This window comes from Croceicoccus naphthovorans (genome assembly GCF_001028705.1).
In the GTDB taxonomy this organism is placed as follows: Bacteria; Pseudomonadota; Alphaproteobacteria; order Sphingomonadales; family Sphingomonadaceae; genus Croceicoccus; species Croceicoccus naphthovorans.
On the sequence record NZ_CP011770.1, the window covers coordinates 3,422,564 to 3,439,220 of the forward strand.

Sequence of the window (16,657 nt, forward strand, 5' to 3'; positions counted from 1 at the left end):
ATGGGCAAGGAAACCGGCTTTCTCGAACTCGATCGCGTCGACCGTACTTATGCGGACCCGGCGGAGCGCCTTCAGCACTATCGGGAATTCGTGATTCCCCACACCGAGGATGGGCTGCGTTCGCAGGCCTCGCGGTGCATGAATTGCGGCATTCCCTATTGTCACAACGGCTGTCCGGTGAACAACATCATCCCGGACTGGAACCACATGACCTATGAGGGGGACTGGAAGGAGGCGCTGATCACGCTGCACTCCACCAACAATTTCCCCGAGTTCACCGGCCGCATCTGCCCCGCCCCGTGCGAAGCGGCGTGCACCCTCAACATCACCGACGAACCGGTGACCATCAAGTCGATCGAATGCGCCATCGTCGACAAGGGGTGGGAGAACGACTGGATCAAGCCGCAACCGCCGGAAAAGAAGACCGGAAAGTCGGTTGCCGTCGTCGGTTCGGGACCTGCGGGCATGGCCTGCGCGCAGCAGCTGGCGCGCGCGGGGCACTCCGTCACGGTGTTCGAGAAGAACGACCGGGTCGGCGGATTGCTGCGTTACGGCATTCCCGACTTCAAGATGGAAAAGCATCTGATCAACCGCCGCGCGGCACAGATGGAGGCCGAAGGCGTTACCTTCCGCACCAGCACCGAGGTCGGGGTGGAGATCACGCTCAAGACGCTGAAGGAAAACTTCGACGCGGTCGTCCTGTCGGGCGGCGCGGAAGATGCCCGTACGCTCGATATTCCGGGTTCGGAAATGAGCGGCGTGCGCCTTGCGATGGAATTCCTGACGCAGCAGAACAAGCGCAACGCGGGCGATGACGAACAGCGCGCCGCCCCGCGCGGCACGCTGACCGCGACGGGCAAGCACGTCATCGTCATCGGCGGCGGCGATACCGGTTCGGACTGCGTCGGCACCAGCAACCGTCAGGGCGCAGCCAGCGTCACGCAGCTGGAAATCATGCCCAAACCGCCGGAGCGCGAGGACAAGGCGATGACGTGGCCGAACTGGCCGCTGAAGCTGCGCACCTCGTCCAGCCACGAAGAGGGTGTCGACCGTGACTTCTCTGTCCTGACCAAACGGGTCGTGGGCGAGAACGGGAAGGTCACCGGCCTCGAATGCGTCCGCCTCGAATGGGAAGGCCGCGAGATGAAGGAAGTGCCGGGCAGCGAATTCACGCTGAAGGCCGACCTGATCCTGCTTGCGATGGGCTTCGTCGGTCCGAAGAAGGCCGGTATGCTCGACAAGGCCAACCTCGAGTATGACGCGCGCGGCAATGTCGCGGCAAATACCGACGACTATCGCACCAGCGATGCGCAGGTCTGGGTCTGCGGTGACATGCGCCGTGGGCAGAGCCTTGTCGTCTGGGCGATCCGCGAAGGCCGTCAGGCTGCGCGCAGCGTCGATCTGGCGCTGATGGGCGAGACCGAACTGCCGCGCTGATCGGCGCGACTATGCAATGACAAAGGGCGCGCTCCGGATGCGGGGCGCGCCCTTTTGTTTTGCTTGCAAGTCTGGCGTTGCGGCCCGACATGGTCGGGATGACGCCATCCTCGATCCTGTCCGCGACTTATGTCCAACACCTGCATTTGCTCGCCAACTGGTTGACCAAGGCGCGCGATCAGCTGGGGGATGCTGCCGCTCAAGACCTTTTGGTCTCCCGGATCGCGCCAGATATGTTTCCGCTGGCGACCCAAGTCCGCTTTGTCTGTGCGCAGGCCTTGGAAGGGACATACCGGCTGCGTGAGATGGAGTTCCCCGCGCTCGTCGGCGAAATGCTGAAAGAGGGTCAGAACGCTGGTGATGCCCCAGGCACGATCGATAGCGCCCTCGCGCGGATCGAGCAGACGATCACGGTTGTCGAAAAATTGCTGAACCCGGCCAAGGTCGATGCCCCGGACCGGCCTGTCGCGCATAGCCTGCCCATCGGCATTGTTTTCGATGTAACGTTGGAACAGTACGTTCGCGACTGGGCCTTGCCGCAGTTCTATTTTCACCTCGTCACTGCCTACGCGATCATGCGGGGGCAGGGCGTGGAACTGGGCAAGGCAGATTTCGTCGCACACATGTTTGCGCACGTAAGGCCCGGCACATTGCCTGCGAACATGGGGTAAGTCGGGAGGGGGCGGCGATCGGTTTGCCGCCCCGAACCGATCAATACATATGCTGGCCGCCGTTGATCGACAGGGTCGATCCGGTGACGAAGGTCGCCTCCTCTGATGCGAAGAAGGCGACGCCGCGGGCGATTTCGTCGGCATGGCCAAGGCGGCCGACCGGGATTTTCTGGATGATCTTCTCCAGAACCGATTCGGGAACGGCGGCAACCATATCGGTGTCGATATAGCCCGGCGCGATCGCGTTCACGGTCACGCCGTACTTCGCGCCTTCCTGCGCCAAGGCTTTGGTAAAGCCGTGGATGCCCGACTTGGCCGCGGCATAGTTGACCTGACCGTACTGACCGGCCTGGCCGTTGACCGAACCGATGTTGACGATGCGGCCCCACTTGCGTTCGCGCATGCCGGGGAACGTGGCCTTGGCCATGTTGAAACACCCGCCAAGGTTGACGCGCATCACCTCGTTCCAGTCGTCCCAGCTCATCTTGTGCAGAACGCCATCGCGGGTGATGCCAGCGTTGTTGACGACGACATCGATGGGGCCAAGATCTTCGGCGATCTTGGCGCAACCGGCGATGGTCGCTTCGTGGTCGCCCACGTCGAATTTATAGGTCGGAATGCCCGTCCGCTCTGTGAAGGCGCGGGCCTTTTCGTCATTGCCAGCATAGTTGGCGGCAACGGTGAAACCCAGGTCGCGCAGGGCCAGGCTGATTCCCTCGCCGATGCCCCGGCTGCCCCCTGTGACGACTGCAACTCTTGTCATTGGCGTATTTCCTTTCAGTTGCTCTCCTCGGCACGACGTTATGGGCGCGCCCCTTCCTCTACAAGCGGACTTTCGTCGAAAGCACTTGTGCGGTCGTATTATGCTGCACTGCACAATAATGCAATGAGATCTTTCGCACTTGCACAAAAGTCCAATGCGCAGCGATCACGGCGCGACGGTAAAGGCAGAGAGATGTGAAAGGATCGCGACAATCGCGACCAAGGCTTCGGATCAGAAGCGGAAACGGGTGCCGACGTAAACCGACTGATTGTCCTGCTGCCCATCGGTCAGCGGGGCAAGGCGATCGCGATCGGATGAATAGCGGATACCGGCCGTCACCTTCAGGTTGCCCGCCACGCGATAGGCACCGCCGACATCGACCGACTTTTCGCCATCGGCAAACGTGCGCGGCGCGCTGCCCGGCAGGGCATTCTCGTCAAGCTCGACCGTAGTGCTGAACCGGCTTTTGCCGCTGCTGGCCGATTTGGCGGGCGTAAAGCTGCGCAGGTCGGGCGCAGTGTCTTCGCCGATTTCATTGGGCAGCGTGAACGAGCGCGTACCTGCCTGAACGGCGGGTGCGTTGTTCTGCGTAAAGCTTTGATAGCCGCGCGCGACGCCAAGGTTGAACGCGACCGAGTCGACACCGGCCATGCCGCGAATGCCATCGGTGCCCTTCTGCGACTTCACCGATTTGGCCGTAGCCGCATCGACGCGAACCGCCAGAGTGACCGAACGCTTGCCGCTCTGCCGCGAACCGGCGGGCGTAAAGCGGAACAGGCTGCTGCTGTCTCCGCCGCGCGCGATGGTTGCACGGCGGAGCGTGTCGAGCAGCTTGGGATCGACCGAGGCAGGCGTGAACGCGCCAAGATCACCGCTAGCCGCAAGGCTCAGCCCGCTATCGATACGAAGGGTGTCGCCGGAAACGGCGGCAAGCGCCGAGGGCAGCGCCGCGAGGCAAGCGACACCGGCACACAAGCCGAAGCCTGCGCGCACCTTGCGCCGTTGCATCCTGGTCTTCCCTCCAGCCATCTGGCCGACTTCCTCCTGACCTTTCACGCGGAAATACGCATTCTTGACGTCACTGTTCCAGACGACAGGGCGAATTTTCCGCTCGGTTGGTTTCTATACCCTCAACACCCGCCCGATGCCAAGCAGCGAATCGTGCGAAAAAGCGATTCGCCGCAACATGTTGCATGGAATCGACAGGGCGCGCCTTTCGGACATTGCCGGTTAAGGATGGCGCGGGTTTATGACTCTCATGTTGCAGGCGGTTCGGCATCGTGTCGCATTAAGCATGGTCCTGTTTCGGGGGCTGTTCCGGCTCGACGCTTGCCGCCCGCCTTCGCGCGGGATAGAGCATGCCGCGCACACCGGCAGACCTGTCGGCACAAGACCATTTGAATACGCCTTTTTACGGAAAAGAGAATCGATGACCGGCACCTTCTTCGAAAGCACCATCGCAAAACCGGCCCGGCTGCTGGCGGCGGCAAGCGCACTGGCGCTGCTTGCGGGCTGCGGCGGCAGCAACGATGCGGTCAAGGCCGACCTTGCGGCCAGCCAGGTCACCACGATCGGCGTCAACGCCTACCTTTGGCGCGCCAGCCTCGACACGCTGGACTTCGCGCCGATCCTGCAGGCCGATTCGAACGGCGGCGTGATCGTGACCGACTGGTACAACAATCCGGCCAATCCGGGTGAGCGGATCAAGGTCAGCGTCGCGATCCTGGACCAGGACCTGCGCGCCGATGCGCTGCGCGTTGCGGCCAGCCGCGAAGTGTCGCAGGGCGGCGCATGGGTGGCCGCGCCGGTTCAGGCCGCGACGATCCAGAAGCTGGAAGACATCATCCTTACGCGCGCCCGCGAACTGCGCCGCGACGCGCTGACCGGCTGAACCGCGTTACCGGGGCACTGCGATGAGTGAAGAACGCTTCGATCCGTCGGTCGCCGACGGACGCTGGCAACGCGCGTGGGACGAGGCGGAGGCTTTCCGCGCCGATTCCGAGAGCGACAAGCCGAAGAGCTATGTGCTGGAGATGTTCCCCTATCCTTCGGGGCGCATCCACATCGGCCATGTGCGCAACTACACGATGGGCGACGTGCTGGCACGCTTCAAGGCGATGACCGGGCATGAAGTGCTGCATCCGATGGGCTGGGACGCGTTCGGCATGCCGGCCGAAAATGCCGCGATGGAAAAGGGCGTACATCCCGGCGGTTGGACGCGCGAGAATATCGCCAACATGAAGGCGCAGTTGCAGCGCCTTGGCTTTGCGCTGGACTGGAGCCGCGAGTTCGCGACCTGCGATGCCGAATATTATGGGCACGAACAGGCGCTCTTCCTCGAATTCTACAGGCATGGCCTCGTCTATCGCCGCGAATCCGCGGTGAACTGGGACCCGGTCGACATGACCGTGCTGGCCAACGAACAGGTGATCGACGGGCGCGGCTGGCGCTCTGGCGCACTGGTGGAGAAGCGGAAGCTTTCCCAGTGGTTCCTAAAAATCACGCAGTTTGCCGACGAATTGCTCGAAGGGCTGGGCGGGCTCGACAAGTGGCCCGAAAAAGTCCGGCTGATGCAGGAAAACTGGATCGGCAAGTCGACCGGCCTTCAGGCGCATTTCAAGGGCAGCAACTTCGACGAGACCATCGAGGTCTATACCACGCGGCCCGACACGATTTTCGGCGCAAGCTTCGTCGCCGTCGCCGCCGATCACCCGATCGCGCAGGCAGTGGCCGATACCGACCACATGGCGGCGGCCTTCATCGAAAAGTGCAAGGCAGGCGGCACGACCGCAGCCGAGCTGGAAACGGCGGAGAAGCTGGGCTTCGATACTGGGCTGAAAGTTGCGCACCCGTTCACGGGCGAGGACTTGCCGGTCTGGATAGCGAACTTCGTGCTGATGGATTACGGCACCGGCGCGATCATGGCCGTGCCGGGCCACGACCAGCGCGACTTCGAATTCGCCACCAAGTACGGACTTCCCATCAAGCGCGTGGTCGCGGCCAGCAAGGCCGATGCCGACAAGCCGTTCGAGGGCGAGGCCGAAGCGGGCGAGGGAATCGTCGTCAATTCCGACTTCCTCTCCGGCCTTTCGGTCGAGGATGCGAAGACCGCGATTATCACGCGCGCTGCCGAAGACGGTTGGGGCATTCCCAAGACGCAGTATCGCCTACGTGACTGGGGCGTTTCGCGTCAGCGGTATTGGGGCACGCCAATCCCGATGATCCATTGCGATGCCTGCGGCGTGGTTCCGGTCCCTGAGGATCAATTGCCGGTCACGCTTCCCGACGACGTGGATTTCAAGACGCCGGGCAACCCGCTCGACCGTCACCCTACGTGGAAACATGTCGATTGCCCGAAGTGCGGCGCAAAGGCGCGGCGAGAGACAGACACGCTCGACACCTTTGCCGATTCCAGCTGGTACTTCCTGCGCTTTGCCAGCCAGCCGGGCGACAAGCCGTTCGATGCCGCCGAAGTCGCCAAGTGGCTGCCGGTCAACCAGTACATCGGCGGGATCGAACACGCGATCCTGCACTTGCTCTACGCCCGGTTCTGGACCCGAGCGCTGGCCCATTGCGGCATGGTTGAGGTGAAGGAACCCTTCGCCCAGTTGTTCACGCAAGGTATGGTCACGCACGAGACCTATGAACGCAAGGTCGATGGCCGCGCGGTCTATTACAGCCCTTCCGAAGTCCTGCGTGATGGTAATGGCGCGACGCTCAAAGACGATGGTCAGCCGGTGGAGATCGGCCGCGTCATCAAGATGTCGAAGTCGAAAAAGAACGTCGTCGACCCGGACGAGATCGTGGCTCAGTACGGTGCGGACGCGGTGCGCTGGTTCATGCTCTCCGACAGCCCGCCCGAACGCGATCTGCCGTGGAGCGAAGCGGGCATCGAAGGCTGCGGTCGTTTCGTCCAGCGCCTGTGGCGTCTGTTCGGGCAGTACGACGCCAATGCGCAAGGTGACGACAAGGCTCTGGCGCGTAAGATGCACCAGACAATCGCTGCCGTGGCCGACGATATCGAGGCGTTGGGTTTCAACAAGGCCGTCGCCCGCATCTACGAATTGACAAATGCTGCCGAAAAGGCCGCGCCCTCGGCCAGCCGCAGCGAGGCGATCCGCACGCTGATCCTGCTGGTCGCGCCGATGATGCCGCATTTGTCCGAAGAGGCATGGTCGCGCGCCGGATTTACCGGCCTGATCGCGCAAGCCGCGTGGCCCAGGTACGACGAGGCGATGCTGGTCGAGGACGAAGTTACCATCGCCGTGCAGGTGAAGGGCAAGCTGCGCGATACGATCACCGTCGCCAAGGGAACCGGCAAGGATCAGCTGGAGGCGCTTGCGCTTGCCAGCGAGAAGGTTCAGCGTAACATCGATGGGGCGCCGGTCCGCAAGGTGATCGTGGTGCCCGACCGTTTGGTGAACATCGTCGTCTGATGCGTTTTCTCGTCCTCCCTCTTGCGCTGCTGCTCTCTGCCTGCGGGCTGTCGCCGATGTACGCGGGCGGCGGTAACGGACGGGTCGCGACCGGGCTTGCCGCGATAGAGGTGTCGCCGATTTCGGGCCAGCTCGGCTGGCTGATGCGCGATGCCTTGATTGAGCGGTTGGGCGCGGACGGCGGTTCGCCGCAGTATCGGCTCGACGTGCGGCTCGACGACCAGCTTGAGGGCCTTGGCCTGCTGGGCGACGATACCATCGGGCGTGAACGTCGCACCTTGCGCGCGCGCTATCGGCTGGTTGACCTGACCACCGGCGAAACCGTGCTGGATACGACATCGGGCATGGACGCCGGTATCGACGTCGTTTCCAGTGAATATGCGACCATCGCGGCAGAGCAGACCGCGATCGAGAATCTGACGCGCGAAGTGTCCGAACGCATCGTCACCAACGTCGCGTTGAAACTGCGCGCCAACGGCCCCGCGCCGGTGATGTGAGCCGGGTGGCGGGATGAAGGCCACCCAACGCAACTTCGCCCAGACCGCCGCCGGTGCGGCGCGCAAGGCGAAGATATTCTTCTTCTGTGGCCCTGACGAGGCGGGAGCCCACGGCGCGGCGGCGCGTGTTATCGCCATGCTCGACGATCCGGGCGAGAAGGTTGAGATCGACGGCGGCGACCTGAAACGCGATCCGGTGCGGCTGGCCGACGAAACCCGCTCGACTTCCCTGTTCGGCGACCGGCGGCACATCGTCGTGCGCGCCAATGGCGAGGAAGCGCTGGAGGCGCTGAAAATCCTCACCGACAGCGACCCGGCCGAGATTGCGCAGGGCTGGCCGGTGCTAATCGTCGCCAATGGCGCGACCGACAAGTCCCGCTCCGCAAAGCTGCTCGAAAAGCGCGACGATGCGCTGGTTGCCATGTTCTACCCGCCCGATCTTGCCTCGGTGACCGGCGAAGTCCGCCGCCTTGCCGACGCGGCGGGCCTGCGCATGGGGACCGAACTGGCCCAGCGGATTGCCGGCTCGGTTGGTCTGGATACGCGCATGGCCGCGTCCGAAGTCGCGAAGCTGGCTCTATATCTCGACGCCGATCCGCAGGCCCCGCGCAACGTCACCGCGCAAGACCTCGACGCCATCGCGGCGGAGACCGAGGACGACGGCATGATGCCGCTGGTCGATGCGGTTCTGTCGGGCGATGCGGCGAAAGTGCCGCACGAACTGTCGCGGTTTCACCAGTTGAATCTCAACCCTGTCGGTACGGTGTTGGCGATGGAGCGGCGGGTGGCCCAATTGGCGCAATTGGCAGCGCGAATGGGGCAAAGCGGTGATGTCGCGGGCTTCGTCGCGGGCGAAGTGCAGTCGCGCCGCCTGTTTTTTCGCGATCAACCAGCCGTAACGCAACAGCTGCAAAGGTGGCGCGGGCCGCGTCTGGCGCGGTTGGGGGAGAAGCTGATCGAGCTGCACCGTGCGCTGCTGGCCGACAGTCAGGCCGCACCGCTGCTTTTCGCGGCAGGCTGCGCAGAGATCGCGCGCGCCGCCCAACCCCGGCGTTAGCATTTGATGCTGCCTGCCTGGCGGTCCTGCGTTAGCCTGCGCGCGCTTTTGTTGGCTTGCAGCCTAGGCTGCGCTAACAGGCGTATCGCTCAGATTTTTCGAATATCGTAGTTTCCCATGGATATGCAGTCGCGTCGCGAACGGGCATCCGCAAAAGTTGGTAACGCCCCCGTCATTCCCGAACCGCGCAATGGCCGCGCGGCGAAGGGGGATGCACGGCCTGCTGCGGCGATCCCTGCTTTGGAGAAGCGGCGGCTGCAATGTTATCTCGCGCTGATGCTGGGCGACATCGTGGCGGTGTTCGCCAGCTTTGCCTTTGGCTCGCTGTTTCACCCGGTGAGCTTTGCGATCCAGCACTCGCTGACGCATCGTTGACGACCAAACCCCACTGTTCCTCGGCGATCTTCCCCGAAGGTTCCCACGCATAAGTCTTCGTCGCGCTCGCCATTTCCACGCAGAGCAGGTCGGCATGTCCTTTCAGCGCCTCTGCCGCCGCCTTGCAGCGATCCACGTGATAGGGGCCGAATTGCGACCACAACAGCGCCACGCGGGGCAGGCGTGCGCTGCTGCCACGGCGGCGGGGGACAAGGCGTGGCATTCGCGGCACGCCAGACACTTAGGCAAGCGTCCCGGCGAAGGCAACGCGCGCAAGGTTCACAAAGCGGGTGCAAAGTCCCCGGCCATGCATTAGGCCGCGGGCGATGGACGTAGCGGTATTCCACCCGGGCACACAGCACAGCTGGCAGACGGCAACCGCGTTACAGGATCTGGACCGGCTGGCCTGGTACGCGACATCGATCTTTTATCAGCCCGACCGGTTTCCCTATCGTCTGGAACGCTATGCCCCCGGCGCGCTGGGCGAACGATTGCACCGGGAATTTCGCCGGTTTCAGCATCCCGGCCTGAACCCTGCGAAAGTACGCACCGCTGGGTGGGCAGAATGGGCCGAACGCATTGCCAAGCGGCTGGGCCAGCGCCGCCTGGCCAAGCGGATCGACATGTGGGGCAACGATCGCTTCGTCGCCAATCTTGCCGCTGCGGTCACCTCCGCCGAACGGTTCGCGCTTTGGGGCTATAGCGGATCCTCGCGCAGCACATTCGAATTGGCGCGACAGCACGGCCGAACCTGCATCCTAGACCGGACGAATGGCGATTTTCGTATCTACAACCGGATGATGGAGCCAGTGCGGCAGGATTATGGCGAATGGTTCCTGCCGGCCGAACGCCCGATCCCGCAGGAAATCATCGATAGCGACGCTGCCGAATACCGGCTGGCGCGACGCATCCTTGTCGGCAGCCCGTTTGCACGGCGCACGATCGAACAGGCAGAGGACGACCCGACGATCCGCGACCGCACCCGCGTGCTGAACTATTGCTATGACGAGCCGCTTTTCGCACACCTGCCTCCGCCGAAACCGGTGGGCCGGGATGAGCCGGTGAAGTTCCTGTGGGTCGGCCTCGTCATCCCGCGCAAGGGGATCCAGTACGTGCTGGAGGCGATCGAGAAAATACCGCCCAGCGCCGCACAACTGACCATCGTGGGCGACCTGAAACTGCCGCGGCGGGTCTTTGCCCGCTATTCCGACCGGGTGCGCTATATTCCCACCGTTTCGCGCGCCGATGTGCCCGCGATCATGGCCGACCACCACGCGTTTTTGTTGCCCAGCCTGTTCGAAGGCGCGGGCATCACGCTTTACGAGGCGCTGGCCTCGGGCTGTGCCCTGATCCAGAGCGACCGGTGCGCAGAGGCGGTGACACCCGAAACGGGGCTGCAGATCGGGCAGCCTTCCACGGAATCGGTGCACCGCGCGATGATGACGATGGTGGAGGACCGCGACCGGCTGAACGCATGGCGCGCCGCCGCGCAGGGTGAGGCGCGGCAGTACAGCTTTGCGCATTATCGCGATAATATCGCCGGGGAGCTTGCCTCGCTGGGGCTTTAGCGGATCAGGCCCCACACCCGGTCCCGCAGCATCGCGAAACCGGCCCGCAGATCGTCCCGGTGCAGGAATCCCGCTCGCTTCGTCTGTTGAAACAGGATGAGGACCATCACGGCATCGAGCGCGTTGAGCGCCAGCGCCGCGCCCAGCGGGCCGAGCGGCTCGACCAGAACCCATGCAATCGCCAGCGCCAGCGCGGACAGGACGATGAACTGGATTGCGTAGCCTTCCTGCCGGTTGATCGACAGCAGCAACGTCGCCATGCCCATCCACACCCCGTTCAGCACCATTGTCACCCCCATCGCGATCACGAAATCGCGTGGCGGATCGATCGTGCCTGCCGTCCATAGCATCACGATTTCCGGCCCAATCAGCGCCAGAATGCCCAGTGTTGGGACCAGAACCGCGATGTTGGTGCCGACTGTCAGGATTAACAGCGCAACCTGATCCACGCGCCGCGCGGCGGAGTGCGCGACGCCGAAAAGCGGCATGGCGGCGTTTGAGAGAAGCCCGGTAATCTGGAACGGCAACCGGGTCAGGGTGCGAACGGTGGTAAAGATCGGCACGGCGGCAATTCCGGCGCGCGCGCCGACCAGCACCGTCATCATCTGCAAGGCCATGGCCGTGCCCAGCGGCAATGCCAGCGCGGCCAGCGAGGGGCGGGCCAGTCCGCGCAATTCGGAAAGGCTGAAACGGGCGTTACGGTCCAGCATCCATGGTGCGGCGCGGCGCAGAAATCCGCTCAGGATCGGAACCCCGGCCAAGCGGACGACCAGATACCCCAACGCCACCGGCAGGATACCGAACCCCAACAGCACAAGGGCCACCGCTATGATCAGTTCGACCGCGATCAATGTCGACTGCGTCAGCGTCGCGGCGGCGAAGCGGTCGGTGGCCCGCAGCCCCCCGCGCAGTCCGTTCAATTGCAACGAAACGGCGCCATAGGCGACAAGGGCCAATGTCGCCTCTCGCGCATAACCCTCCGCCGCAGGCTGGGCGAAATCGACCACGCCGGGGGCGACGACGTAGAGCAGCAGCGCCGCGCCAAGCACGAGCGCGACGCCGACCGCGAACTGGGTTTGCCGCATGGTCGCAAAGGTGCGTTTCACCGCATCGCGCTGCGCCACTTCGACCGTGGCGTTGGCCATGATCATCTTATTCGATGCCGCAGCCGTCACGCCAAGGTCGGTCATCGAAAGGTAGGATGGCAGAGTGAACAGCAGCAACCACGCGCCATAGACCTCCAGCCCCCAGACGCTGGCGAATACCGGCACGGCCAAGAGCTGGCCCACCATCAGCGTGACCTGCCCATAGCCGAGTGCGCCGACGTTCCGCACCAATCGCGAACCCGCGAGTTTTCGCCAAAGTCGCGCGATCATGCAGCCACTCCGCCATCGCCGCGCGACAGGAAATCGCGATAGGTCGCCGCCAACCCGCTACGCAGATCGGTTTTCGGTCGCCAGCCGGTTGCGCGCAATCGCGTGCTGTCGATCCGCTTGCCTTGCGCTCCGTCGGGCTTTGCGGGGTCTGTTACGATCTTGCCCCGGAAACCGACCGTTTCCGCCACCAATGCGGCAAGGTCGCGGATCGCGATGTCTTCCCCCGTGCCGACGTTGAACAGGCCGCCGCCTTGCCCGTGCTTTACCAGATGGGCGCAAGCCTCGGCGAAATCATCGACGAAAAGCAGTTCGCGACGGGGCGTGCCGGTGCCCCAGATCGTCATTGCTTCGTTACCGGCGATCTTGGCTTCATGTGCCTTGCGGATCAGCGCGGGGACGACGTGGCTTTTCACCGGATCGTATCGATCGCCCGGACCATAGAGGTTCGTCGGCACCGCCGTCATGAAATCGCAGCCGTATTGCGCGCGATAGGTATCGCACAGCGTCGCGCCCGCGATCTTGGCGATGGCATAACCGAGGTGACCGGGATCGGGCGCGCCCTGCAAAAAGGCGCTTTCCTTGATCGGCTGCGCCGCCCCGCGCGGATAGATCGCCGACGATGCCACGAAGACCAGCCGTTCGACCGCATGTCTGGCGGCGGTATCGATCAGGTTCGCGGCGATCATCACATTGTCGTATGCGAATTCCGCAGGCCGCTCGCGATGTGCCATGATTCCGCCCGCGCGGGCGGCGGCGATGATCACGACTTCCGGGCGATTGTCCGCGAACCATTCCCGAACCTTCGTCTGTTCGCGCAAGTCGAGCGTACGCGGGGCCGTGAGAACTCTGCAACCGGCGTGGTCCAGAACGCGCACGATCGCTTGCCCCGCCATGCCCGCATGGCCCGCGACATAGGCGCTCTTGCCCGTCAGATCGTATGCATCGGCCATCGTCAGATGCCCCGACTTGCCAAATGATCGGTCGGCGCGGTCGGGGGCAACGTGCCCATCGCCACCGACCGATGCCCGCTAAACAGATGCAGGCGTGTTCCGCCGCACCTGCGTTTCAATCCAGCTATAGGTCTGCTCCAGCCCCTGACGCAGGGTCTGGCTGGGCCGCCAGCCAAGCTTTTCCTCGATCAGGCTGTTTTCGGAATTGCGCCCGCGCACACCGGTGGGGCCGGGGATGTGTTCCTTGTGGATCGTCTTGCCCGCGATGTCGGCCACGGTGTCGACCAGCTGGTTGATCGTTACCATCTCGTCCGATCCGATATTGACCGGCCCTTCGAACGTCGACCGGGTCAGGCGCAGCGTCCCTTCAAGGCATTCGTCGATATAGAGGAACGAGCGGGTCTGAAGCCCGTCGCCCCAGATTTCAATCGTATCGTCGCTGGTCGCCCGCGCCACCTTGCGGCAGATCGCCGCCGGGGCCTTTTCCTTGCCGCCGTCCCATGTGCCTTCGGGGCCGAATATGTTGTGATAGCGCGCGACGCGGTTCGCCATGCCGTGGTTGCGGTTGTAGGCAAGGAACAATCGTTCGGAGAACAGCTTTTCCCAACCGTATTCGCTGTCGGGCGCGGCGGGATAGGCCGAATCCTCGCGGCAGTTCGGATCGTTCGGGTTCTCTTGGTTGTACGCCGGGTACATGCAGGCGGACGAGGAATAGAACACGCGGTTGATATTTCGCTTGTGCGCGATATCGGCGACGTTGAGGTTGATGGATGCCGAATTGTGCATGATGTCGGCATCGTGCTCGCCGGTGAAGATGTATCCGGCCCCGCCCATGTCGGCGGCAAGCTGATAGACTTCGTCGAACCGGCGATCGATCACGGTGCGGCAGAAGGCCTGGTCGCGCAGGTCGCCGATCACGAAATCGTCGGCCTCCGTCTCGGCATATTCGTGGAACTTCAGGTCCACGCCGCGCACCCAGAAACCTTCGCGCTTCAGCCGCTTGACGAGATGGCCGCCGATGAAGCCACCGGCTCCGAGGACGAGGGCGGATTTCATCGCTTACTCCTGATTTTCAGTGCCTTGTGGCATAAGGATAGTCTCGAACCGATCGGCGATCGCGTCGATGTCGAACGTTCGCTTAGCATACTGGCGGGCGTTGTCACCCATCGCGCGGCGGCGCTCTGCCGATGCGGCAAGTTCGCGCGCGGCGGCGACCATTCCTGCCCGGTCGCCGGGTTCGACCACCATGCCGGCATCCGCGCCGGTAATGTTACGGGCGGCAAGGTTGGCGCTGGGCATGGATGCAAGGATCGGGCGGCCTGCGGCGAGGTAGGTCAGGATTTTCGAAGGCACGGAATAAATCCCCGCCTCCGGCTCTATCATCGCGACCAGCACGTCCGCCCCACCCAGCATCCTTGGCAGGTCCCCGAACGGGACCCACGGGCGGACCGAAAGGTTGGCAACGCCCTTGTCCGCCGCGGCCCTCGCCAGGGCATCGGCGGCCTCGCCCTGCGAAAAGACGAGCACCGACACGCCCTCGCCCAGTTCCTCTGCCAGTTGCAGCAGCAGCATCGGATCGTGCTTGTACCCGATGGTGCCCGAATAGACGAAGCGCAGCGCGTCCGCGGGCATGTTTGCTGCCGCCCAGTCGTTGTCGCGCGGATAGATCGGCAATTCGTCCAGCGGTGCCCAGTTTTCGACGACATGGGTGCGCGATGGGCTGACGCCGCGTGCGGCAAGGATGGGCAGAAAGTCGGGCGAGATCGCGACTACGCCCTCGCTCCGGCGGAGCAGGCGGTATTCCAGCCGGTCGTAGATGCGGGCGACCAAATGGCCGATCACCGGGAACTTGCGCGTAACGACGCGGGTAATCGCCTCGCTGTAAATGTCCTGCAACCAGAACACGAACCGCGCGCCCGCATCGTGCGTCGCCCTTTGCAACCCGCGCTGCGCGTCGAGTGGGACATTGCTGGACAGGACGACATCGGGTGCGAAGGCGCGGACCTGATCGGCAAGCGCGTGACCGATCTCGATCTCTTGCGCGCGGCGTTTGACGAAGCTGGCCTTGGCAAAGGCTTGTTTCGTGCTGACCGAAGCGATTTCGAACGTCGGCGGGTCACCGTCTTCGCGCGACAGGCGGCCATGCGGGGTCTGAAAGCTGGCCGAAAAAACGTGGCGAACGCTGTGCCCGCGCCGCGCCAGCGCGCGCGAAAGCTGAACCTGAAACGGGTGTCCCGAGTAATCGACCAGCAGAATTTTCAAGAGTGCGACCCGGTTGTCCGTTCTTAATTGTCCGGCACGGAGAAGCTGCCGCTGACCCGTCCGCCATTGCTCGTTTCGCCGCCGATCGACGAGGACGAACCCGAACTGCGCCCGTCGACGCTGGACACCCCGGTGTTGAGATCGATAACCAGCCGCCCGCCGTTCAGCGTGTCGCTGCCCCGGCGCAGGCGCACGTCGCCGACCAGCGTGATGATGCGGCGGTTGAAGTCGTAGACGCCGACATTGCCGTTCGCGGTCTCGTTCCCGCGCTGAACCCGCACGCCGCCGGTGGCGGTGATGCGCTGGATCTTCAGCGATCCGGCGTCGGTATAGTTCACGATGGTGCGGCCCGCGTTCAGCGCCAGATCGCCCTGCCGGATCGCGACATCGCCCGACAGGACGACGCGGTTTTCGCGGTCCTGAAGCTCTATCCGGTTGGCGGCATAGTCGACCGGCTGGTTCGAATTGAACCCGGCGATGGACTGCGCGGCCAGCTGCTGCTGACCCAGCACGGCGGCGGCTGTGATCGCGAACCCGGCGATGCCGAAACGAAACGGGCGGGACTGAAGCAGCGTCTTGAACATCAACGGGGCATCCTGAGCGAACCGGGCTGCATGCGCAGCCGGGCATTTCCGATAAGCGATATGGTGCGGGCCTGCAAATCCGCCTCCAGCCGGTCGGCACTGAACGTGCCTGCCGGAATGCGCCCTTCGACCCGGCCACTGCCGACCAGCGTGCGTTCGGGCAGGTTGACCGACACGTTGCGCGCGATCATGCGATAACCATCGGCGGCGGTGAAATTGACCGATCCGGGCACGCTGACCTGTTCCGCATCAAGGTCATAGACCCCGCTGCGGGCAGTCAGTTCCGCCGGTCCTTCGCCCAGCAGGATGCGCGCGGTCAGGTCGTCCATTTCTATCTGGCGCAACTGGCGGCTGCGCTGCACCGCGTTGCCCGCCATGATCGAGAATGGGCGGCCTTCGTCGTCAGACCCGCGATACATCGCCTTGTTCACCGAAATGCGGTTCGGCGTGACCTGAACTTTGTCGCGGTCGAGCAGGAAGCTGATCTCTCCGCGCGAGGACAAGGGCGCAAGGATCATCAGCGCGAACAGGACGCCGATGATCACCGGCAGCCCGAGCACGAGCGTACGCACCAGTTTATCGTGCGCGCCGCCGGGGGCCGCCATGTGGCGACGCTGATCCCGGATGATGTCGGCCTGAACGGTCATGCACTCTCAACTGTTGGCGGCAATGCGGTTTCCC

At 63.8% G+C, this 16,657-nt stretch carries 16 protein-coding genes; 8 read left to right on the plus strand and 8 right to left on the minus strand.

Going from position 1 to position 16,657, the window contains the following annotated elements:
- Nucleotides 1-1,437 carry a glutamate synthase subunit beta gene (locus AB433_RS16940; RefSeq protein WP_047822688.1) on the plus strand — a complete coding sequence of 479 codons (1,437 nt, stop codon included), beginning with the start codon at nt 1-3 and terminating at the stop codon, nt 1,435-1,437.
- A 98-nt stretch (nt 1,438-1,535) separates the two neighbouring features.
- A complete protein-coding gene (locus AB433_RS16945) occupies nt 1,536-2,108 on the plus strand; it encodes a DUF1993 family protein (protein ID WP_047824390.1) in 573 nt (190 codons plus the stop codon).
- Between the two features lie 40 nt (nt 2,109-2,148).
- Here AB433_RS16945 and phbB read toward each other — a convergent pair whose 3' ends face one another.
- Nucleotides 2,149-2,871: an acetoacetyl-CoA reductase gene (gene phbB, locus AB433_RS16950; protein ID WP_047822689.1), complete on the minus strand. Its 723-nt coding sequence runs from the start codon at nt 2,869-2,871 to the stop codon at nt 2,149-2,151.
- Between the two features lie 231 nt (nt 2,872-3,102).
- Nucleotides 3,103-3,879: a Rho GTPase-activating protein gene (locus tag AB433_RS16955; RefSeq protein WP_245626701.1), complete on the minus strand. Its 777-nt coding sequence runs from the start codon at nt 3,877-3,879 to the stop codon at nt 3,103-3,105.
- A 421-nt stretch (nt 3,880-4,300) separates the two neighbouring features.
- Here AB433_RS16955 and AB433_RS16960 point away from each other — a divergent pair, with 421 nt between their 5' ends.
- The 6 genes from AB433_RS16960 (at nt 4,301) to AB433_RS16985 (ending at nt 10,804) form a co-directional block, all read left to right on the plus strand.
- Entirely contained in the window at nt 4,301-4,762 is a 462-nt protein-coding gene (locus tag AB433_RS16960; RefSeq protein ID WP_047822691.1) for a DUF3576 domain-containing protein, read from the plus strand.
- Between the two features lie 22 nt (nt 4,763-4,784).
- Nucleotides 4,785-7,307: a leucine--tRNA ligase gene (gene leuS / locus AB433_RS16965; protein WP_047822693.1), complete on the plus strand. Its 2,523-nt coding sequence runs from the start codon at nt 4,785-4,787 to the stop codon at nt 7,305-7,307.
- Nucleotides 7,307-7,804: an LPS assembly lipoprotein LptE gene (gene lptE, locus AB433_RS16970; protein WP_047822695.1), complete on the plus strand. Its 498-nt coding sequence runs from the start codon at nt 7,307-7,309 to the stop codon at nt 7,802-7,804. Before leuS ends, lptE begins: the two co-directional genes overlap by 1 nt.
- A 13-nt stretch (nt 7,805-7,817) precedes the next feature.
- The gene (gene holA, locus AB433_RS16975) at nt 7,818-8,861 is read left to right on the plus strand and encodes a DNA polymerase III subunit delta (RefSeq protein WP_047822697.1); all 1,044 of its coding nucleotides are present in this window, start codon (nt 7,818-7,820) and stop codon (nt 8,859-8,861) included.
- Between the two features lie 117 nt (nt 8,862-8,978).
- Nucleotides 8,979-9,236 carry a hypothetical protein gene (locus AB433_RS16980; protein ID WP_047822700.1) on the plus strand — a complete coding sequence of 86 codons (258 nt, stop codon included), beginning with the start codon at nt 8,979-8,981 and terminating at the stop codon, nt 9,234-9,236.
- Nucleotides 9,237-9,562: 326 nt separating this feature from the next.
- Entirely contained in the window at nt 9,563-10,804 is a 1,242-nt protein-coding gene (locus tag AB433_RS16985) for a glycosyltransferase family 4 protein (RefSeq protein ID WP_047822702.1), read from the plus strand.
- Here AB433_RS16985 and AB433_RS16990 read toward each other — a convergent pair.
- From AB433_RS16990 to lptC, 6 genes are all read right to left on the minus strand, one after another.
- Nucleotides 10,801-12,180 (minus strand): lipopolysaccharide biosynthesis protein, encoded by a 1,380-nt coding sequence (locus AB433_RS16990; protein ID WP_047822704.1) that lies wholly within the window; start codon nt 12,178-12,180, stop codon nt 10,801-10,803. The genes AB433_RS16985 and AB433_RS16990 overlap by 4 nt on opposite strands.
- Complete coding sequence (locus AB433_RS16995) at nt 12,177-13,130, minus strand: GDP-L-fucose synthase family protein (protein WP_047822706.1); 954 nt, start codon at nt 13,128-13,130, stop codon at nt 12,177-12,179. Before AB433_RS16995 ends, AB433_RS16990 begins: the two co-directional genes overlap by 4 nt.
- Before the next feature lie 78 nt (nt 13,131-13,208).
- Nucleotides 13,209-14,186: an NAD-dependent epimerase/dehydratase family protein gene (locus tag AB433_RS17000; RefSeq protein WP_047822708.1), complete on the minus strand. Its 978-nt coding sequence runs from the start codon at nt 14,184-14,186 to the stop codon at nt 13,209-13,211.
- Between the two features lie 3 nt (nt 14,187-14,189).
- The gene (locus AB433_RS17005) at nt 14,190-15,392 is read right to left on the minus strand and encodes a glycosyltransferase family 4 protein (RefSeq protein WP_047822710.1); all 1,203 of its coding nucleotides are present in this window, start codon (nt 15,390-15,392) and stop codon (nt 14,190-14,192) included.
- A 23-nt stretch (nt 15,393-15,415) separates the two neighbouring features.
- Nucleotides 15,416-15,976 carry an LptA/OstA family protein gene (locus AB433_RS17010; protein WP_082134992.1) on the minus strand — a complete coding sequence of 187 codons (561 nt, stop codon included), beginning with the start codon at nt 15,974-15,976 and terminating at the stop codon, nt 15,416-15,418.
- A complete protein-coding gene (lptC, locus tag AB433_RS17015) occupies nt 15,976-16,623 on the minus strand; it encodes an LPS export ABC transporter periplasmic protein LptC (RefSeq protein ID WP_047822713.1) in 648 nt (215 codons plus the stop codon). Before lptC ends, AB433_RS17010 begins: the two co-directional genes overlap by 1 nt.
- Nucleotides 16,624-16,657: the final 34 nt, after the last annotated feature.